The following is a 21,730-nucleotide window of genomic DNA, read 5'->3' as shown; positions in this document are numbered from 1 at the left end:
TACGATTGACTCATTTCTTCTACTGGTGATTGTCTTCCCATGGAAAACGACCCGTTTCTACAAATTTATAAATCCGCTCAAGATTAGCCGAATCGGAAAACATTTCCTTGTTAGCGGACAACGCTATCAATTTCGATTGATAAAGCGACTGATGCAGCATGTTCATATAACGTTTATATGAAGAGATCCCGAATCGAGATAGTAATTTAAGACGACGCAAATGCTTGCCAAGCAACACTTCACTCTCCGTATGGTATGTATCAACAAGTCCCCAAGCATGAGCCTGCTGAACACCTACCGGCCAAGTCATCAAAGTCATATAATGAGCCTTTTGAACACCGATACGTCGAATTAAAAACGGCAGTACGCAAGCTGGAAACAGTCCGAATAATAATTCCGATAAACTAAATTGAGCCGTTAGATCAGCTAGTACAATATCACTGGCTGCAACGAACCCTATTCCACCGGCATTAACTCTTCCACGTACGTGGGAAATTGTTATATACGGTCCATTTGACAACCTTAACCACAGGTCATATATGGGTTCCGGATCCCCACCAGTAACACTTCTCTCTTCTATTTTTCGGTGGATGCTCTCGAAATCGGCCCCCAAGCAAAAAACTTCCGGTAATCCTTCCAGAACCACGACAGTTACTGCTGCTTCTTCACATAAATTCAAAACATGGTGAAATTCCTCAATCATTCGATCATTCATAGTATTATTTGCTTCAGGACGATAAAACTGGATGAAGCAAATCTTCTCTTTAATATGTACCTTGATCGTTTGGAAGCTCATCATAACCACTCATACTCTCTATGGTACTCATTGATTTCTTTTAAAACTAATCTTTGCTTTCCGAAACTTGATTTTAGTGCTTCTGGAAATAAATTTAAATCCAACTTAGCATTCCTAGTACCGAATTTGACCATGCCGCTTTCTCTTAATAGTTCCTCATATTCGTCCATAGATAGGTGATAACGCTCGTTCAACTGTTTTTCAATCTCAAAGCGACGCAAATGCTCCTGACCTTGAGAGGTTACAACCCCACTATAGAACTCCGAACAGCACCCTGACCCATAAGAAAAACAGCCAATTCTTTTGGCTGTATCAAAATCCCCATTATCAATCGTGCTGGCAAGTGATAAAAGCACAGAGGCTCCCATAATGTTACCGATACGCTGGCAATAATTCAGTCCTGGTAACACACGCTGTTCAAAGTCAGACTCTATCTCAGCAGACTTAGCTTTAAGGATTTTCCGCATCATTGAACGGTGCGCTCCTTTCACCATACCTCCGAAAGGAGTATGAAAGCTGAGATATTGGAATGTCTTTTGATAATCAACACCAACGACTCTTCTTTGATACTCTAAAAAAGTCTGTTCACAACAATCCAGATAAGACAATAGGGACAAATCCGCATTTCCTGCCTCGCTGTCAGGAACGGGACGGCATGTATCCATTACCTCATAACCATAATACCCATTAGCCCCCACATCTACTTGAAACATACTAGGATTTTCTCCAACGAGAATAGCAACAGCCCCCGCTCCGCCGGTTGGCTCTGCGTAAGACCATTCCTCTGACAAAATGTCCCCCCCAGCGATCAAGAAGCGTGAAATATCAGTTGCAACGACAAGAGCTTTTGCTCCAGGTGAGATTTGAGACAATACAAAATTAACCGCTAACTGTAGTCCGGCAGTTCCTGAATAGCAAGCTTGCTTAAGCTCAAATAAGCGACAATTCCGATTAAGTCCCAAGTAGTGATGAATATAAGTACTTATTGATTTACTAAAATCTATCCCTGATTCCGTACAGGTAACTACCAATTCAATCCGATTTTTCTCCTCCTCAGATAAAGAATTCACAATTGGTTTTGCTGCATTGACCCCCAAAGTGATCGGATCTTCATATGGCAATGCCACTGATTTTTCTTTCATTAACAGATTTTCAAATCTACCTATGTCCAATTTTCGATACTCTGCTAACTGCATGACATCCAGATATGCTGTCCCACCAAAAACATTCATCGCTTCTATTCCAACAGAAACCATTATGTTTATCTCCTTACCACTAATACAAATTTTGTAAACAAACTGCCGTATTGATACCACCAAACCCCATGCTTAAACTTAGTGCATGTTTAATCTTGTGTGAAATCGACTGCTCTCGTACCCAATTAAATGAAGGCTCTATCGGGTTTTCCAAATTTCTAGTGGGGTGAAGCCGAGACTCTTTCATCTGGAGCACTGTTGAAATAATTTCAACTGTACCCGCAGCACTTAGTCCGTGACCAGTAATAGATTTTGTTGCATTAATGTAAGCATGATCGAGTTGGCAATTTCTAATTGCCTTAAGTTCTATTTCATCCCCAACGATCGAACCTGTTCCATGCGGGTTTATATAATCAATATCTTTGGGTGTTAATCTTGCATTATTCAATGCCTTCTGTATCACGTAAACCTCTCCATCGTAAGAAGGGTTAGGATTGCGATTTCCATCCATTTGTACCGCCCAACCTGATACCTTTGCATACGGCTTGACCTTGCGGCTAAGAGCTGTGTTTTGTCGTTCTATGACGACTACTCCGCATGATTCTCCATAAATAAATCCATCCCTATTCTCATCAAAGGGACGACAAGCCTTTGCAGGATCTTCTACATAGCGCTCTGTCCCCATAGCACCTAACACACGGAATGCCTGACATTCCAGATAGGAAATATCACACAATGCCCCCATAGCAATACAAATATCAACCTGATCTAACAAAACGGCCTGGATAGCCTGAATAACAGCTAGTTGACCACTTGCAGAAGCCCCCCCAACCGTATAAGCTGGCCCCTGAATCCCAAACTGTTCTGTACATAACCCGCATAAGTCGCTATCCATAAAGGATATGCCATAAGTAGGGGGGATAAAAACAGAGCGATCTTTATAGGTTTCAAAGGTTTGCAACACATCTCTTTGTTGGATATTGGAACCTCCGATTACCAATCCGATACGTGCAGGCTCTGCTGCATCCAAATTGGCCTCCATCCATGCTTCATGAAGAGTGATCATCGCTACGTGACCTGAAAAAGAGGCTTTACGAAGTAACTTTTTAGAGAGTGCTTGCGGATAAGACAAAGATGCAATCTCAGCCCCGATAAATGAAGTCTCTTTTTGTCTACCTGGACGCTTCATAACTCCAAAGGCATGCTCTCCTCGTAGCAATGCAGAAGAAAAACCTTCTTTTCCTTGAGCAATCGTCGAAGTAACTCCGATGCCAGTAATGTACAACTCAGGCTGACTGTAATTTTTCATATAGAACCTCTGCTAATTCCCCGATGTTTTTCACACCAAAAAGCTCTACACGAGGAATATTTAAGTTCAATTCTTCCATTGCTTGAGCTACAATCTCAGCTCGATCCACCGAGTTTGCACCTAAATCTAATAACTGATCTTCCGATTTGAAATGATGATCCTCCAATTCCGGAAGTACCTCACAAATAATGCGCACAACTATCTCGAAAATCTCCTGCTTATTCATATTTACCCACTCCTAAAATAGTTTGATTTAGCAAAAATGAATGAATTTTATCATTGAGTAAGTCTGCAGTTGCTTTCATGATTTTGATACCGATCTTATCCACGTGCCGATTCCGCCAGTTATCTAATTCGGTACCTTTCATCCATTGATTAAAAGCTCCCAAAGCAGGTCCGCAGTGAATCTGATAATCTACTCTGGATTCTTCACTACCACTTAAAGCCAAGCGTGTACCGTATCCAAAGTACCATCTAAAGACCAAAGCCATTTTATGTTTCGGATTATGCTCAGCCTTCTCAATCTCTTGAGCTGGATAATAGGCCTTAATCTCCTGATACACCTCTGCGATACTTCGCTTAAAATATTTTTCCTGAATTTGCTTTAATGTTTGCTCATCTATTTCATCTAACGATTTATATCGTCGATATAATTCGTTCAATTTGTTGGCCCGCGATGGGAAAAATAACCCTTTTTTCAGCACCTGAACTTTACTGCCCATTTCAAAACTATCCCCTGCCGGAGCATAGTCCGTATCCTGAACATTCATTTGCAGCAATAAATCTTTTACCCTGTCGCTTGTTCCTGCCTCTACCGTACATTGATTAATCGAACCAGTAAGGATAAAGTCTGCACCTAACATAAACGCTGCCATCGCTGCTTCAGGAGTTCCAATTCCTCCTGCAGCACCAATTCGTACCCGCTTATGATATTTGTACTTTTCCATCATTTCGTTCCGCAACCGTGACATGGATGGAATTAGGGTATAAGCGACTCCGCCATCGGTATGACCAGCTGAATCGGCTTCAACGCATATATCATCAGCAACAGGAACTTCCCTTGATAATTCAGCTTCTTCCGGTGTAATTTGATTTTTTTTCAGCAGTTCTTGAAGAATATGCTCCGGAGCAGGGCTTAGAAAGGTTTCCGCAACTTCCGGTCGAGATACTTTTGCTATAATCTTATGTAAAGTGACCACATTCCCGTTGGAATCTCGTTTTAATCCTTTAGCGTGAAATCGAACGAGAGACGGTGTAACGGATAGAAAAGCCGATGCCTCTACATTTCTAACTTGCATACGTAGGAGAAGATCAATCATTTTATTTTCTCGTTCCGCATTCCTCAAATTATGCACCAAGTTAACACCGTAGGCTTGTCCATGAGCAATATGGCATTGAATATACCTGATACTATCTTCGGTCTGCTGTAAATCCAAACCCCCAGTACCAAAAAAACCCATCATTCCAGACTTCGCCATACATACAACCAATTCTTTTGAAGAAATTCCATGATACATTCCACCGGCAAGGTAAGCGTATTGCAGGCTATAATCTTCCTTAAACTCGGAGTCGCCTAAAGATTCGGCTGTTATCTGATTGGAAAATGAGCACTCTAATGCAACTGAATTTGTCGATGACTGCGCTCTGGATTTAGAAGAGTTAAGCGTAACAACTGCTGGTGGCCTTTCTATTTCTTGTACCTGACTAAGCCAAGGATTTACTGGTTCATCATTGGATTCAACTTCCATCCCAACGGCCATTGGATTCATTTCACTCCATTCTTGCCTTTCTTGGTAGATATCAACTTTCAAGGGCTCTACTTCCCTTTTAATTTTTTCAACTAATTTACTCAAGACCGTTCCATGGCCAATTTCTAAAAAATCCGAAACCCCCATCCCCATAAGATACTGTATCGATTCCGTCCACCGCACCGGCTGAACTATTTGCTCAATTATATTGGTCTTGATTTCAGTCAATCGGTATGGTCTTGCAGTAACGTTGGAAATGACCGGGATCCCAAATGATTGAAAATTAAAATTTCCGATATACTCTGAAAATCTCTGTTTTGCTTCTAACATGTAACGTGAATGAAAGGCACCACTTACATTCAGCGGAATATACATGGTTGCCCCAGAAGATTCGAAAATACCCTGTGCTTTAGCAATATCCGATACAGGCCCAGAAATGATAATTTGCTTTAAACCATTCAAATTAGCAATATCAATAGATGACAAATCATTTGCGATCAGTATCTTTTGTATTACTTCCTGAGTAAGACCCAGAATTGCTGCCATTCCACCATTAGTTGCCTGACTCATCAATTCTCCTCTTTTTTTCACCAATTGGAGACCTGTTTCAAAGTCAATTACCCCGGCTGCAAATAAAGCATTATATTCTCCTAAACTATGACCGGCTACAAAATCAGGTTTCCTACCCGAATCTGATATTGCTTTTAAGTAACTTAACGCATTAACAGTGTAGAGCGCTGGTTGTGTATATTGTGTTTGATTAAGTTGCTGGTTAGGATCAGATAAACACAATTCTTTGATACAGTAACCTAATATTCCACTTGCCTTGCTTGTTATTTCTCGGAATTCATCAAACAGTCCCTCTCCCATTCCTTTTTTCTGAGAACCTTGTCCTGGAAATAGGTAAGCTATCATTCTGCTATCAACTCTCCTTTTCTGGGTATCGATTTTCGATGATTTGTACTCCTGTAGCACATTTTCTAAACGATTGTTACTTGGTTGAAAAGCACTCAATATTGGAATACTCTTGGAAGTCGACCCAGATGCGGTGTTTTTTTTGAAAAAATGAGCAAGGGTACCGCTAGGCCCTAAGTCGAAGTAATTACCTGATGTCACACTTTCAATAGTCTGAATCGCTTCTTGAAATAAAATGGGCTGGCGAACGACAGACCATAAATAATCCCTTGGCAAAAAATTATGAATCTGAGCGTCTACACAAGAAACGATCGGGATTTTGGGCATACGAACATCAATTTTCTTTAAAAATGTAGTAAATTCATCTTTAATTGGATCAATGCATCGTGAGTGAAAACCAAAGCTAACAGGAATTCTTTGAAACAAGATATTTTGATTCTCCAAATAACTTTCAATTTGTTGTAGTGAATCGGACGATCCAGAAATCACAAAATGCTTTTTAAAATTTAATGCTGCCAATTCACTTTGGTTATACAAAATTGGCTTTTGTTCGAATAGACTCGCCTCATCCATAATAGCTGTCATTCCGCCTGAAGGGCATCTCTCTTCTATTAATTTTGCTTGTTTAATTAGACATGTAATTGAATCTTCTATTGTTACCACTTCGGAAATGCAAGCAGCCGTATATTCTCCCAAACTCGTTCCAAGTACATAGTCAGGTTCCACTCCGTTGGCTATAAAAATTTGAGCTAAAGCATATTCCACCATAAAAATAGCCGGATGAGAATATAGCAACCGAATAAATGGCTCCCTTATATGTTTATTTTCATGATATAACTTTTGAACAATAGAGATTCCTACTAGATCGTGAACGATTACATCTAAATTTTGCATCCACTTTCGGAAAATAGCCTCATTTTCATACAAATGTCTTCCCATTTGATAGTATTGAGATCCCTGACCTGAAAACATAAAAATTATTGGCTTACGATCCATTCCCTAGCTCCTTCAAAGTATCAAACATATTTATAATCTTTGGGTTGATTAGGCCGCATTCGAAATCTCACAAAAGTTTCAACGTCGTCAATTTGAAAATATAAGTTATTATCTATTACATATTTCATTGGCACACCAGGAAATATACCGAAAGAATGCCCCGGATAGATCAATACATTCGGTTCGATCATCGTTCTAATTCTACGCATACTCTCAAACATACGGTAAGGATCCCCTCCATATGTACTACATATCCCACAGCCTTCTATGAAAATCGTATCCCCTGTAAACAAACTGTGTGATAACGAATAACACATTCCCCCAGCGGTATGACCTGGTGTTAAAATACAGGTAACTGCAGTTCCCCCCAATAGTATCCTACTTCCATCATCTAAAACTTGCATATTGGAGCACTGAAACTGATAAAAATGAGCCTCATGTATTGATATGTAAACTTTACAATTATATCTAGATACTAACGGTTCTACTAATTGCACATGATCCTCATGAGAATGAGTGAGTAAAATCATCACGATTTGCAAATTATTTTTCTCTATTACACTGCAAAATGCAGGCATATCCCAAGCTGGATCAACAATTGCTGCTTGCTTGGTTAGACGATCTACTATAATATAGACATAATTAATTATTTTTCTCCCTAGTCTCAATACCATTACATCATAAGTCATATCTTTGTACCTCTTTTAAAGTTGCCAAGAGCTAAAAACTTGTTTCTAAAAAAGTCTTATCACCTTACAAAAAAGAGGTGCTGAATATCAGCACCATAAACGTAAATTGTCTACCGTATTTTTATCTTATGTATCACAGACCTGCTTTAACTAATAATTGTTTGATTGATTCAATATCTAATCTCATCTGTTTTGGATAAACAATAGAACAAACCTCATACTTGAATACAAGGGAGATCGCCTCATATTGGGGAAAATTAACAAATCGACTGACGAAATAGTCATTCTGCTGTTCTATTCGTTTTAGTTCAAACAGTTGAAGTGGAACCGTAAACCCAGTCCGCAAAACTTTGGATAATGCCTCTTTTACCGTCCACACCACAGTCAAGAACCCTGAATAATGGAAATTTACAGTATTGGCTAACAAGACCTCTGAATCTGTCATCTGTGATTCCAATATAGAGTCTAGACGTTCATCTATGCTTTCTAAGTCGATCCCCATTGGCATATAATCCGTGTGGGCTATTGATGCTGCAAGCTTGTGACAATGCGTAATACTGACTTGGTAATTTCCCTTGCAAGGATGTACCACAACGGGATGCTGAAATATTCCTTGATCAATACAGATAGATTCTAGACGTTCCTCGTGTATACACTTAGAAATTGCCTGTTTGGCAGCCATTCTTCCAGACAAATAGCTCTGAATTCGCCTGTCAAACTTAAGTAGATCAAAATAACGGCGCTCGATTGGATGCAAATAATGAACTTCCTTTGAGGCTTGACTCAAGCCCGTTGTCGGAAATAAAGATAAATACACTCTATAACCATCATCTTGGCTGTCAGTAATCGAAACTGCCCATCTATCATAGCTGCTCTCCACGTTTATCGAAGCTCCTTAAGATTTCAAAATACTTTACTATGAAAAGACAAATTTTCTACCATCCAAATATAGGTACAGCTTCGCCCTGTCATCTATATGTAAAATATACACTACACTATTGCAATATGACCTCAAAGCTACACCAACGTACCGAAGCAACGATTGGTTTCGACTCTGATTTTTTTAATCACTTAACTAATTAACAATTACCATTGTCTGATGGCGTCAACATCTCAATGCCGATATCTATCATTTTTTCATTTCCCATAATCTGTAGAACGATTCGAGCTCTTTTTTTACGTTTATCAATCTTCTTTATAATTCCTTCATTCCCTTTTAATGGACCATCATGCACTGTAACCCGTCCATCTTCTACATAAAAGAAGGAAAAGTCAATTACTTCGTCTTTCCCTATAAGTTGCAGGACTTGATCCATTTCTTCGTCTTCAATCTTTGAAAATAATTCGAAATCATCTTCTTTAACATTTCCCATATCAAGCCCACATAATTTTTTATCTCGTTCGTTAGTGTTTTGATACTTATTTAGAAGACGATAATACCTTGGTATTTTCTTAAGTTTATAATAAGTTTTTACATTCATCTTAGTATTCACAAAAACATAACCGGGAAACATTGTTTTGCAAATTTCGTAATTTTCACCTTGTCTACGTTCTATTATTTTTCTTTTAGGTACAATTGCATGAATGCTCCCCCGGACAAAAAACTTATAAATCATTGTCCGAACTAAGTCTTCTTGTCCTGCTTGAACAAAAAGTACATACCAACCCATTTTATCGAAGTACTCCTCCCTTTCCATCCAATCGAGATAGAAAAAACGCTATCAGCTTGGAAACATCGTTTACTCCTCTAGCAGAAAACGATTCTTTTGTCTCTATGGAGGTTTGAAAGACCATCAAAAAATCGTGTTGAGAACTAAATCATTCCCTATTTTTACCACCCTTTAACATTTTAACATATAAAATATTCCATTTCAATATTATTAAAAATTTCAATAAACCTACTATACTGTTAAATACAGACAAGAATAGTAATCCGTTTATCACACAACGATGTTCAGCTAATTTACTGCAGAATAGAAAGTGGATGATAGCTAAGCTAAAATGGTATGAGAAACAGGGGGAAACATGGCTATCTTCTCCTAGCGGAGCGGACTCGTGAGCATATGCTGCAAGCCGGATATTTTGCATGCCGGTGTCCGGTTTATCCTCCTGTAGGCAAATCAAAGGGGTGTCTTGTTGAGCTTGATGCAGCACGGGGGTTGACTGTCATAGGAATGTATTTCCAGAAGTTCGGGCTGAACGAGAGGATTGCTGCGATCGTCTTTGGGAACACGACGTTACTATTTGTGCTCTGTGGCGGAATTTTCTACTCGATCATGGCGCAACGCATGAAGGATCAAGAAACGGAAACAACATCGTTCCGGGCACGGATTATCGGTTAGTTCTCCTTGAATTACTCGATCCATCACCGTATAGACGAAGCAACAAGAAATTGAGCCTACCAAGCTCCCTTTCTTTGTTAACATCTCAATTAATCTGTACTATTTCTTTCTGTACCTTACTAGAAAGTCTGTTAGAGTTATTAGCTTCCAATTTCCCCATGTAGATACTTTTTGTCTAACGAATCAAGTATTTTTGTTTTCTTTTCCAATTGCATCTTTGAATCATTCAGTTTAAGTTCCATTGGTCTTTTGTCCTGTAATGAATCCAGATTATATTTTTAACGATACGCTTTTTCTTAACCCCCGGAATTGGATTCGACTCATTCCCTCTTATCCGATGAAGCTAATATCGAGAGCACAGAGGGAGATTTTTTATACAACGATAACACAACACTATTCAATCGAATTTAAACAGCAACTCATTCAAGAAGTCTGAAACGCAAGCTAAGTAGCTAGGCAGCATGGTCGTTGCCAAAATAATCAACAAAGTATCTAGATTTTAAAAAAATAAGTTCGGTAGATTACCGAACTCAGGCAGGCTAGATGGGGATTATTTAAAGTTGTCCATTTGACAGGGAAAGATCACTTTAAGGAAGGACATTATGGGATAGCATACAAGAAGTTTAATTAAACACGCAGATCTAATCCTCACAACAGTTTTATGATTCTGTCACACGCTTCCGCAACGTACTGATCATGCGTAACGATAATGATTGTTTTGCCTTCATTATTGAGTCCCTTTAGAAGCTTAACAATTTCGTTTCTGTTGTCAATATCCAATGAGCCAGTAGGTTCATCGGCAAGGATGAGGTCGCAGGGTTTTAACAAGGTTCTCGCAATCGCCACCCTCTGCTGCTCTCCGCCTGAAAGGCCGTATGTTTTTTGCTTGAGCGGTATATCCATCCCCACCTTCTCCAGCGCATCCATTTTTAACTTTTGCTTTTCCTTTTTTGATTTTCTTGAATAGAGTAACGGAATTTCAAGATTATATTCCACTGTTGCATCATCAATTAATGCGTAATTTTGGAATAAATAAGCGATTTTTGTCCTGAGAAGCCTGTTTGCTTGAACTGAACCAATCCGAGGGCTATTCTTATCAAACAGTTTGACAGTGCCACTACTTGGATTTTCCAGTAATCCCATGATATTTAGAACTGTTGTCTTTCCTGATCCGCTTTTCCCAGTAATGGCTAGCATTTCACCCTCATAGACCTTCAAATTTATATGTTCAAGAACCAAGTGGTCTTGATAGCGCTTGCTGACATCCACCAGCTCACATACCGTTTTCATGCTGCTTAAACCCCTCCTTTCAGGATTTTCACTTTGTTTTTACGCTCGATAACAAAGAGTGCAAGAACAGATGCTACTAATTCAATAACTATTACCCCACCCCCTACTGCAAGCACATTAATGTCAGATGATCCGATTGCTTGGTAGATGGATGACGCGACTGAAAATACACTCCCCGCCTTCTCCAACAACCTAGATGCCAGCCCGTTGTTAATAAGGAAACAGATGCCGATTTGAATCAGCCATGTCGTTGTTAAAAGCCATATATACTCCTTGTACGTTTTAAAAAAACCAACACCAAATAATCTTCGAACGATAAATCTTCGTTGGTATTTGCTGAAGAATACACTCAGATTCTGCACAACAAGAACTAATAATCCAGCTAGCAATCCGAGGCTTATGAATAAAAGCTGATTCCTCTGCTTTTGCAGATCGTATATCTGCTCTATAACGTACTGGTCAACTGATATCAGGTTTGTCAAGTTGTCATCGAGTTCCAGCCTTTTAAGTTCAGGTTCCAGCGCTTTTAACGTCTGCTGGCTGTCTCTATTGATCAGCTTCACCTTCAACGGATCCCTGCCCCCACCACCGGTCATCATGTTTGCCTTATCGGCAACAAGACTGTTTTTCTCAGTGATCACTTGGATGATCGGATCTACAATCATATTGTTTTCTAAGCGAAATACATCAGGGTTGAAGCTGAAAATTTTCTGGCCATTAGCAATCCAGTTGATTGTAAGCTGTTGATTCCTTACGTGATCTGGAACCTCTATTTTAAACAGGTTTTCATCCGCTTCAAGACGACTTTTTCTGATTTTCTTAAAGTAATCCAAAATATCTTTTTCATTATCACGGTATTTTTCAGGTACAAGCAAAATGAAATCACTTGTATCTTCCAAAATTTTCACAGAATTATTTTGAATATCATACACGGGAAACTCATGCAGATAATTAAGATTTACCGAGATAGAACGTATGCCGTCAAACTCACTGTTAAGAACAAGCGATTTTTGCTCATATGCTCTTGCATCGATGTATACGGCTCCCATTCGATTGAGTAGAGGGTAAAGACCTGTGACTTCAGCTACAGTCGTTTTGGGTGAACCTTTCTGTAAATCCTCTAAATCATTCCCAACCTTTACGGGATAGAACACACCATAATCTTTGCTGCGCTCCCAACTCTTCAAATTTTCCTGCTTGATGTGCAAATCATTATACTGATTCCAGATTGAAAGAATAACCAGGATAAGAAATATGGAGCATCCAATCTTGAGCAGGGTGTTCATAGCAAAGATGCCCTTTGTTTCTTTGCGGTTTTTGATTGCATCGACTACCTTGATTTTAGAGATATAGATATAGGCGATGAGTGAAATTAAAGTGACAATGACATAACTGATCAATTCAGAAATGATGACATTTCCTACGAACTGAACAGTTGTGTCCTTAATTAGCAAGGCCGCAAGTACAGAGGTCGTTGCAGCAAGAACAAAAATAACAGTAATTAATCTTCCTACGACTAGGTACCATAGATACAAGTTAGACAAGCCGTGCATTTTCATGACGCCGATCCGCTTGGACTCGTTAAAAATGTAGTAGATGAGCATAATAATCACGATGATAATAATTAAGTACTTAATATATGTAAAGAAATCTTCCTCAATTTCCATTTCTCCAGAATTGTAAGATTGACCTTTGAAATCTTCAGGAGTAAGCAGAGCTCCTTGGCCAACCAATTCATTAGCAATTATTTTGCTGATGACACGCTCAACAAACTCATTGTATCGTTCTTCAGATGCCTCGACAAAGTACTGGCCTGCTACGGGAAGATGTTCATAAGCAACCTTAAGTGGTTTCATTTCAAATAAGTAATTATTACCAAAACCCTTGATTATACCTACCTGATCCTGATTACCAGTATCTAACGTAGATAGAAAGAAATTTCTATGCTGTGTGTCATCCGAGGTCAGAAACTTGCCCGTTTCTAATCGAAAGGAATCAAATAACCGGGTACTGTTTGTCAATAGCACGTATTTGTGAATTTGAACCTCGTCATCTACGCCGTAATTGATGTGTGTTCTGAAGATATTCACCGTGCTTTCGATGGCCGCTTCGTGTAAGATCGGATACATCTCGTCTGGTGAAGAAAAATTCGCATAGTTGGGAATCCCAAACTGCCTTGAAATCCCCTCTCCTGCCTTTTCCATATGATCAAGTTCATTTCGATAGGCTTGATTGTAAACCAACAGAAAAGACACAGCGAAAATAAAGGCTAGCAAACTAGATAATATTTTTTTCAATTCACCCGCTCCCCTCATATGATAAAGAATTCCGACCTTACTCATAAACATACCATACGTTACTCTTCTGAGTAACGTATGGTAGTTGCTTGTCAATCGTTATAGTATTAAGGTCGAGATGCCTTGTTGTCCCAGTATGCATACCCGGTTTTATCCTTTGGTCCGTATGCATCTGCAAGTGACCACTTACCTGCGTCCGCATAAGCCTTATCAGTACTGGTTCCTACCTTAGCTGTCGAAGAGTGGAAGTTTTTTGGGTGATTGTAATGGGACCAGCAATGCTTTTGCGAACCAGATGTGCCTGTGCCGTAATCCCATTCACCGCCACCCACATTTTTTATCGCGAATGGAGTCACATTAGAGTTTACCAGTTCAACCTTTCCATGTGTCTGAATTTCTTCTGCCGCCATCACCTGAGAACCCATTGCCAAAGTCAGTGCTGCAATCGCGCCTACCATGCCTTTTTTCAACATCATTGCCATCTCCTTTAATTTTTATATTTTTGACTTGCATGAATATATTATCACATAATTATATTCCAAAAACTTTCACTTTAGACAGTTTTTGGAATATAATTCGTCATTGTTTTACTTCGAGAGGACCTTCTTCTTTTTTCTTGGGTACAAAACATATCCTTTCCCATAGTTGGAAACTAGACATTGTGGGTTCGAAGGATCATCTTCAAGACGGTCACGAATCCGTTTTATCACTACGTATAGTGCATCCTTTCGAATAGTGCTGTTTTTTCCCCAACCGCGTCGGATTAATTCAGTTGGTGTCCTTTCTTCCCCCATCTTTTCCGCTAAAAATCGCAAGACTTTAAACATCGTTCGAGAAAGAGCGCGTTCCATACCATCTTTTAAGATGACCTCTTGCTCTAAATCAAGATAACAATCTTCTCCAAGAGATATTTTCATGTTGTCGACAGTCAGATTCATAGTTTAGGGCTCCTTTATTATATTTTAGCTCTTCACAATTAAACGTGCTTGATCCCCCTATAGTACAGGTTTTCAACGTTTTACATTGCTGTTTTGCACTCCAACCGAATACGAATCTTGACTCGTTCCTTGGCTGGGATAACCATAGACTCTCGCTAGATGACTTTTTCCTTGTTGTGTTCCTTCAATCAGAACATTCGTTACCCAAAATGAAAAAATTATGAATCAGCTCAGACTACTAGATTGTCGTTTAGCAATGGATCTAACTGTGTCAGTGAGGGAAAGCTTGATGATCTGTAATCCATTATTTAGGGAATTTCCTTTTCCTCCTTTCACTGTACGAATAGTATAGACGGTTCTCATTGAAAAAACTGAGGAGCCAGTTGGTAATACCACCGTTCTAATGTGGTGTAACTGAGTCTGAGTTGTTTGGAACGCTAAGCAAATCCCTTTGTAACACACAACTCAACCATTGGCGAAATGCAAACGTAGCCGTTCCTCGATAGGGAATCCATTCCCATTCAAGAACTCAGGTAATTTGAAAATCGTCACAACGCTGTCGATAAACGGGAACCGAACCCAGTAATCGATTTAGGAGGGAGCTAAGTGATGACGAAGAAGGCGACGTCCGGGATAAGTATGATTGGTTCTTTCTTTCCGGATAGAAGAAACACAGAGGAGAGGCTGGATTTGGCTGTAGAGTTACCACCCAGTAAAAGTGACGGTAGATTGAGAAAAGGGTAAAACCAAAAGACAACGTAGATTTTCTACTAACGGTGGTGGTTCTAGATACCACCCACGATAGAGGAACATTTACGTTTTTTTACATGTCTAGATGGCTTGTGGTGATGAACGGATTTTTTATATATATTACATTTTTCCATTATTAACCTATTTTGACATTATAATCTAACTATCTAAACTTGTCTATTATGCACTAGCGCTCTTGAGGGGGTAACCAGTACAATGACTGCCATCGTTGTACTGTCCGTTCAAAAATATATTACTCCGTTTGCTTTCAAACAAAATTAAGCAGCCAGTCACCGATACATCTCGGCAACTGGCTGTATAATTTACTAAAGTATTTTGAACTCGAATCCGATTAACACAAGTTCATGAACAAAAAGACGGCCTCCATTGTTAGAGAGCAAGTTGCCCACTAGTTCCTTCATGGCGTAAAATATCGCCCGCTGCATAAATACCCGGCATCGATGTCTCATAATTGGATATCCTGCGAATAGATTCCATCAGAAGATTTTTGAGAAAGAAGATAAGTCTATTTTTTCAAAAAATAAAAATGAAAATAACCCAAAATATTGAAAAATATGGTATTATATTTGTAGGCAAGTGCATAGGGCGTTGGGGTTCAACATCTCGTAGGTAAGGAGGTGTTGAATATAGAGCAAGCAATTTACTATATTGTCAGTATTATCCTTCAATTAGTAAATCTTATGATTACAATTGCTGATAAGATGACAAAAAAGTAGCCAACCCAACCGCCCTTGCAAAGTGTTTGGATTAACTACTTTTTTGTTTTTTGCCACTCAACACTGTCAAGACCCTTTCGGTCTATGCACTTGTCTCTTACCTGCTTTTAGTATAGCTTATTTTGTAAATATTAGTCAAGGTTTCCATTTTTTATTTTAAAACCAACATTTATTGCTCACTTGAAGACTCGGCAATAATAATATAACCATACATATTATAATTATTCAGATCGAGATTCAATCTAGACTATGTACCATCCGTCTTTAAGCCCCTTAAGAATTGTCCCCGTTATAATCCCAGTATCTCCATAAAAATCTGTTGGACTCTCTCCATCAAGCGTTATTTTGTACGTGCCTATATACTTCCCTTCCCTTTGTAGCTTAAGTGAAACATATCCACTTATTGTATCGCAACGGAGTGTCTTACCACTGTCGAGAATTTCAATCACTTCTGAATCCGGACTATATTTTTTATCCACTACAATCATCTCTCCTAATAAATTTATGAAGTCCCTGCCACCACTAGTACCATCAAAACCATTTTTGTGATACAACAGAAACCCTAGTATTTATATTAGATATTGCTACATCCCACTGATCTTCCCAAAATGGAACCCTTATGATTAAATATACAACATGCTTTTAGAAACATTTAGCATATCTCTTTTTTATTACTCTTTCAGATATGAATGTAGAGTAAATTCTCAGGATGCGTACACACCTAACCTGAGGACGATTCAACAGTCTCTACGCGCATTCTATTTTCTTGTTTCAGTTCCATGAAACGTTTTATAGCTTCAATATCAATCTCTCGATAGGCTCTTGCATATAAAGTCGCAGCCTAAAATCCTATAAAGTCTTATACAAAAGTTACATCTCCCAAAAATCAATTTGCTTAACTTTAGGCCAAAGAGCCCTTTCTTCCGATACCTCTCTCCTTCAGGCAGACGATTTCATTCATCCTGGGCCTGTTTCTTGAGGCGATTAGTCACTTCTAACTCGGCCATGCGTATGTCAAATTGTACTGCGCGAATCATGGTTCTCATCCCGACCTCGTTGTTAGTAGCTGGTTCATTTCTCGCTCGACTGTCTCCATCACCTGTTAAAGAAATTCAGGAATGGAAAGGGCAATAAGTCAACGGTTAAACGTTGCTAAATAGGTTTTTCAGTAGAAAAAACGGTAAATCCACTTTCGGACTACCGTTTTTTGCTTTTATCTTTTTTTCTTTCCATCATTTTATTGGATATATATGTTAAAATAGATATAGTGTTCACTTTAATTGACGACACAGAAAAAGACAAGTTGTGTTATGCATAATGCAATAATCAAAAAGAGGGTTTCACATATTGAAATCAAGGAGATGTAAGCCTTGAAAAAAATTTATATCCTTATTTTCTCTCTCATAGGAATTGCACTCAGTAACCTTATTTATTTTCCAGGACTAAAAGTAAAGTCATTTGACGAACTTGGTTGGTTCAATAAAGAAAAGATCACTTATCTGAGTATGAAAAAAAATAATGATAATGATAATGAATACGTAGAACTAACTACCGAAGATATTCAAAAAGTACTAAATGATTTCTCTAAAATGGAACTTCGAAAAATAAAGAGAGCATCTGATGCTTTTGATTCTGTTTCGAAAAATGCAAATGAATCCCCTAAATACGTTATTGATCTGAAAGAAAATAACCAGGACATTGGCACAATATATTTTAATGACACCAACTATATAAAGTTCTATCAGAATACTAAGGAAGAGATCGACATATATAATATTGTAAATAACCCAGACCTAGAGATTCACGCTGTTTTCGAATCTGCTAGAAATAAATGACCTATCTTCCACATAAAAAAGGGGCTGTTCGGTTAAACTTCCGAACAACTCCCTTTTTAAATTACATCTCTGTCCAGCCGCTCTTACCGTACACGCGAGTAACTAATCCCTTGCCGGTAATGAGGCGAATGTCGTCATAGTCCATTAACGGGAATTCGATCTCAAGCTTTGTGTATTGCGGATTATCTCTCATGAAACGACGAGTTCTATGCAAGTCTCTAACCGCTTGCTCGATATTATTTTCAAGATCTCCCCGCAAATTTGTTGATAAAGATGTAACCAAACTAACAATACCTACCGCCATGGCATCCGGTCGAATTAGATTGAACACAGTGCCAGTGATAGCAGATCCAAGAGAAATATTAGTTGCCAGTTTATTATCATCAATCTGGATTACACCATATTCCAGAACAGCCTCCATGGTTTCAGCAAGATCGTCAAGTTGTCTTTCGTTTACAGTAATCGTATCTGAGTATTGTTTGAGTTTTGTTCGTTCCATAATTTATCTTCCTCCAAAAATATAGTAACAAGTAATTTCCCGTGCGGTAATTAACCTATTACTAATAACGGAGAGATTCAGCTAGAAAAAACAACCTTTTTAAAAGATTAGTGTTTTGATTTCATTTTGTAATATCCAAAGACTATATTCCCTCTGGAACAACAATAAAAAAGTCCTCCAAGCTTTACGCAAGAGATATATCAAAAATGGTAAAGTATCATCACTCAAAAATTAGATACTTATAGTAGGCAAAGAACTCTCTGAAAAGCGAATAGAAATCCCTTAATTCAAAATATTCCGCATGAGCCGAATAAACATCTTCGAATCCCAACTTATAGAAGGCTAACTTAGTCCTACTAATATGATAAAACTGAGTTATCACCATAACAGATTTGATTTCCATGTCTTCTGAAATTTTCCTAGTGTTCTGAGCAGTCATTATTGTATTTAATCCCATGCTATCTGTTATTATCTTATCACTAGGTATATTTTTTTGAACCAAGTATTGTTTCATTATTTGTGCTTCATCAAAACCTTCTTTACCAACTCCTCCACTAACAAGTACGTATTTAAAATAGCCTTGGTTATAAAGATCTACCGCTTTATTTAATCGATATCTTAATCTATCTGATGGTCTTCCGTCATTTTCAACCTTATTACCTAATATAACAGCAAGATCCACCTGTTGTTTTTCATCAAATAAACCATCAAGGCTTGTGATTAGAACATGCATCACAAACCAAGCAAACATAATGGAAATTATTTTTATAATTATTCCTTTCATAGCAATCAATCCTTTAATCTACCGTTTTAGATATGATTTTCTATTTATTATTCGGTAGCCCTTGAGTGGGCTTACCGTTCTTTGAGGTTTTTCATTTCGTGGCCAGATTATCTTCAATATATCGTTGGATAAAAGTACATGTCCTTCGACTAATTACGTAACAAGGCTGACATTCATTTAGAACATACCAAAGAATGTTCTCCGAAAGAACAATTAAAGAAGTTGCAAAAATCCTTGATATATCTGATTTATTACTTGTTTTAATATCTATTTCGCATAGATTGAACGTGGACTGTATGACAATTTATCCCCTTCCCCCGTCTCTCCTTAATCATTCATTCATAACAATCTTTAATTTGTGTTATCATAGAATTCGTGGAGGTGACTGTTTTGATAGAACAACATGTACCGCAATACTTTCTCAACCAGGTTGTTGCTGAGCTAGGAGAAAAATGCGAAACAATTTTTAATGAGTTAAAAGAGGGTAATATTCGAGATTTTCTTAAAGATATCATCTCCTCTGAATTTACCCCAACAAATACTAATGAACTAAGACGAATAACCTACAAATATTCTCAAGCGACTAAAAAGAGATGGGCAGATTCTTTAAAGGAAAGCATCCATTCAAATAAAAAATCAACGAAGAACGCTGAACTTATGAAAGAAGTAGAACTTTTAGAAAAACTGGTGGAGATCTACGGTTCGGCTGAACTAAAAAAACTACAGGATGTAGATACCATCGAAGAATTAATTCAAAAAAGAATAGAAGAGGTTTCTGCATGGGGTGCGGATAAAGATTCTTGGCTTTTTGAATATAAGTATATTCGTGATAAAACGCCTAACCAGATCAAAAAGGCAATCCGCAGTGATGCAATCATTACAGTTGCTGATATTCTATTAAAGAACTTTGATGGTAATTTGAACAAGATCATCGTTGATCATCCATTAAAATACACTGATCATCCAGTTGGGAACACAGGTTTGTCCAAGATGAAGTTAACCGACAAAAGTGTTCTGATTGATAACAAGCTACACTTTATCAGTGAATATAAGGCTGACGAAAACTACTCTCTACTTACACTTGTAAATCAAGAAATTGTAAGTGAAGAAAAAGTATTACGAGCAATTGATAATACCGACTTGAATATTTTTCGCTCTGTTATTTCTATGAGAGATCAAAAACTTTTTTTTGAAGAGCGAAAAATATATGTTACAATTGGTGATCTTGTTCGTAATACCTACGGATCAGACAACAAGCAAAGCTATAACGCTGTCAAAGAACGTTTGATGAAGATGGCGAATGTAAAATTTAATGTTGTCGAACCGAACCGTACTTTAGTCTTTGGTATTTTTGATCGTTTAGATATTCAACCACATGGAAATGGCGAAATCGCTGAAATCACAATCAACGAAGAGATTCATCAAAATTATATGAAGGGCCAAGTTATTCGGGCTTATAGTGATCGACTCAGTAGCTTTGAAAACAAAGTATCCCAAAGTCTTATTTTCCCTCTTCAAAAAGAACGTTTCCTTTGCTATTTCAGACAAACAGGTTACTCTACTGTATTTGACTACACATACTTCATCCATAAAATACAATTTAGAAGTAAAAGAAAAGATGTAAACCTAGCCTTAATTGAGGAATGCTTACAAGACTTTGTGAAGCAGCAAGTAACAATACACTCTTTCGAAAGAAAAAAAGATGTCTTCTATATTACATTCCTGCCTGTAGAATCTTATGAGGTACAGGACTTACTTGGTAATCAGCAATTGGACAACTTTATCGAGGAAGTACCAGAACAATTAAGTCTTCAACTTGAAACAGAAACATAAGGCTCTTTACCATAGAGTTAGGAAACTAACTCTATTTTTGTTTGTTTTTTCGCCCAAATATCCGCCTATTATAAATTCGTCCATTTTCCCGCTATTTATCTAAGCGATAAAAAACTGAACTTTTTTACCCAAAATTCGCCCACATTTCCGCTAATTTAATAGAATTCATCCAAATTTCCGCTATTAATATGTAAAATCGCCCATCTTTCCGCTAATTATAAAATATTCATCCATTTTCCCGCTAAATTCTATGCGCTGTTAAATCGAGAGATTACTTATCAATTTTTTTCATACTTATTTAAATGATAAAGGAGGGTAATAATTAAAATTCTCTCCATTTTTCGCCCGTTTTTCCGCTATTAATATCTTTAAAACTTAAATTGAATATTTATTCAACTATATCCTTAAAAAATTCATCCAAATTTCCGCTAAATATTACTTCAAAATTTTTTTCTACTCATCCTTGTTCAACAAATCCTTTGTAAACAAAGGATTTAAAAAAAGTCGTCTAAATTACCGCTATTTTTTTATAAATCCTTATACCGTTGTATGTAAGGTAAGTTTTATTTTTCGCCCACATTTCCGCTATTTCTGCATCTATTTACCGACAAATCTCTCGATGCTATAATGACTTTGAGATTGGAAGAATCATGCTCTAATCAGTATTTCTAATAGTTTAGTAGAATATTAATTATCTATATATAAAAAAGAACCCAACCACATCAATTCTAATGAGTGTCCAGGTCGCCAAACTCAGCCACTTATTAGAATTCCAG

The 21,730-nt window shown here is 37.8% G+C and carries 18 protein-coding genes and 1 pseudogene; 4 read left to right on the top strand and 15 right to left on the bottom strand.

Features of this window, described 5'->3' with window-relative positions:
- Nucleotides 1-19: 19 nt before the first annotated feature.
- From GOP56_RS01500 to loaP, 8 genes are all read right to left on the bottom strand, one after another.
- Complete coding sequence (locus tag GOP56_RS01500; protein WP_174250699.1) at nt 20-796, bottom strand: enoyl-CoA hydratase/isomerase; 777 nt, start codon at nt 794-796, stop codon at nt 20-22.
- Nucleotides 796-2,052, bottom strand: coding sequence for a hydroxymethylglutaryl-CoA synthase family protein (locus GOP56_RS01495; protein ID WP_163244302.1), 1,257 nt, complete (start codon nt 2,050-2,052; stop codon nt 796-798). Before GOP56_RS01495 ends, GOP56_RS01500 begins: the two co-directional genes overlap by 1 nt.
- Before the next feature lie 19 nt (nt 2,053-2,071).
- Nucleotides 2,072-3,301 (bottom strand): beta-ketoacyl synthase N-terminal-like domain-containing protein, encoded by a 1,230-nt coding sequence (locus GOP56_RS01490; protein ID WP_163244301.1) that lies wholly within the window; start codon nt 3,299-3,301, stop codon nt 2,072-2,074.
- Nucleotides 3,279-3,527, bottom strand: coding sequence for an acyl carrier protein (locus GOP56_RS01485; protein ID WP_022585618.1), 249 nt, complete (start codon nt 3,525-3,527; stop codon nt 3,279-3,281). Before GOP56_RS01485 ends, GOP56_RS01490 begins: the two co-directional genes overlap by 23 nt.
- Entirely contained in the window at nt 3,520-6,960 is a 3,441-nt protein-coding gene (gene fabD, locus GOP56_RS01480; protein ID WP_163244300.1) for an ACP S-malonyltransferase, read from the bottom strand. The genes GOP56_RS01485 and fabD overlap by 8 nt, the downstream gene beginning before the upstream one ends.
- A gap of 20 nt (nt 6,961-6,980) precedes the next feature.
- Nucleotides 6,981-7,649: an MBL fold metallo-hydrolase gene (locus GOP56_RS01475; protein ID WP_163244299.1), complete on the bottom strand. Its 669-nt coding sequence runs from the start codon at nt 7,647-7,649 to the stop codon at nt 6,981-6,983.
- Nucleotides 7,650-7,782: 133 nt separating this feature from the next.
- Entirely contained in the window at nt 7,783-8,529 is a 747-nt protein-coding gene (locus GOP56_RS01470; RefSeq protein ID WP_163244298.1) for a 4'-phosphopantetheinyl transferase family protein, read from the bottom strand.
- Nucleotides 8,530-8,728: 199 nt separating this feature from the next.
- A complete protein-coding gene (gene loaP, locus GOP56_RS01465) occupies nt 8,729-9,319 on the bottom strand; it encodes an antiterminator LoaP (RefSeq protein WP_022585614.1) in 591 nt (196 codons plus the stop codon).
- Nucleotides 9,320-9,766: 447 nt separating this feature from the next.
- On the opposite strand from loaP, the pseudogene GOP56_RS01460 reads away from it, so the two are divergent.
- A pseudogene (locus GOP56_RS01460) lies at nt 9,767-9,985 on the top strand (hypothetical protein); the annotation flags it as partial.
- A gap of 654 nt (nt 9,986-10,639) precedes the next feature.
- Here the strand turns inward: GOP56_RS01460 and GOP56_RS01455 are convergent.
- The 4 genes from GOP56_RS01455 to GOP56_RS01440 form a co-directional block, all read right to left on the bottom strand.
- On the bottom strand, nt 10,640-11,281 hold the full coding sequence (locus GOP56_RS01455; RefSeq protein WP_163244297.1) for an ABC transporter ATP-binding protein: 642 nt from the start codon (nt 11,279-11,281) through the stop codon (nt 10,640-10,642).
- A gap of 5 nt (nt 11,282-11,286) precedes the next feature.
- Nucleotides 11,287-13,578 carry a DUF1430 domain-containing protein gene (locus GOP56_RS01450; RefSeq protein WP_254068543.1) on the bottom strand — a complete coding sequence of 764 codons (2,292 nt, stop codon included), beginning with the start codon at nt 13,576-13,578 and terminating at the stop codon, nt 11,287-11,289.
- A gap of 107 nt (nt 13,579-13,685) precedes the next feature.
- Nucleotides 13,686-14,054 carry a lactococcin 972 family bacteriocin gene (locus GOP56_RS01445; RefSeq protein ID WP_254068541.1) on the bottom strand — a complete coding sequence of 123 codons (369 nt, stop codon included), beginning with the start codon at nt 14,052-14,054 and terminating at the stop codon, nt 13,686-13,688.
- A 111-nt stretch (nt 14,055-14,165) separates the two neighbouring features.
- On the bottom strand, nt 14,166-14,516 hold the full coding sequence (locus GOP56_RS01440) for a winged helix-turn-helix domain-containing protein (protein ID WP_163244296.1): 351 nt from the start codon (nt 14,514-14,516) through the stop codon (nt 14,166-14,168).
- Nucleotides 14,517-15,122: 606 nt separating this feature from the next.
- On the opposite strand from GOP56_RS01440, the gene GOP56_RS01435 reads away from it, so the two are divergent.
- Nucleotides 15,123-15,260 carry a hypothetical protein gene (locus GOP56_RS01435; protein ID WP_163244295.1) on the top strand — a complete coding sequence of 46 codons (138 nt, stop codon included), beginning with the start codon at nt 15,123-15,125 and terminating at the stop codon, nt 15,258-15,260.
- 985 nt (nt 15,261-16,245) lie between these two features.
- Here the strand turns inward: GOP56_RS01435 and GOP56_RS01430 are convergent.
- On the bottom strand, nt 16,246-16,482 hold the full coding sequence (locus tag GOP56_RS01430) for a hypothetical protein (protein ID WP_163244294.1): 237 nt from the start codon (nt 16,480-16,482) through the stop codon (nt 16,246-16,248).
- An 891-nt stretch (nt 16,483-17,373) separates the two neighbouring features.
- On the opposite strand from GOP56_RS01430, the gene GOP56_RS01425 reads away from it, so the two are divergent.
- On the top strand, nt 17,374-17,838 hold the full coding sequence (locus tag GOP56_RS01425) for a hypothetical protein (RefSeq protein ID WP_163244293.1): 465 nt from the start codon (nt 17,374-17,376) through the stop codon (nt 17,836-17,838).
- Between the two features lie 61 nt (nt 17,839-17,899).
- Here GOP56_RS01425 and GOP56_RS01420 read toward each other — a convergent pair whose 3' ends face one another.
- Nucleotides 17,900-18,337, bottom strand: coding sequence for a hypothetical protein (locus GOP56_RS01420; protein WP_163244292.1), 438 nt, complete (start codon nt 18,335-18,337; stop codon nt 17,900-17,902).
- Between the two features lie 220 nt (nt 18,338-18,557).
- Nucleotides 18,558-19,121 (bottom strand): YdcF family protein, encoded by a 564-nt coding sequence (locus GOP56_RS01415; RefSeq protein WP_101667949.1) that lies wholly within the window; start codon nt 19,119-19,121, stop codon nt 18,558-18,560.
- A 390-nt stretch (nt 19,122-19,511) separates the two neighbouring features.
- Here GOP56_RS01415 and GOP56_RS01410 point away from each other — a divergent pair, with 390 nt between their 5' ends.
- A complete protein-coding gene (locus GOP56_RS01410; protein ID WP_163244291.1) occupies nt 19,512-20,954 on the top strand; it encodes a hypothetical protein in 1,443 nt (480 codons plus the stop codon).
- Nucleotides 20,955-21,730 lie beyond the last annotated feature (776 nt).

This window comes from Brevibacillus sp. 7WMA2, from assembly GCF_010748895.1.
GTDB lineage: Bacteria > Bacillota > Bacilli > Brevibacillales > Brevibacillaceae > Brevibacillus_B > Brevibacillus_B halotolerans.
This window is presented reverse-complemented; position numbering and strand designations above follow the sequence as displayed.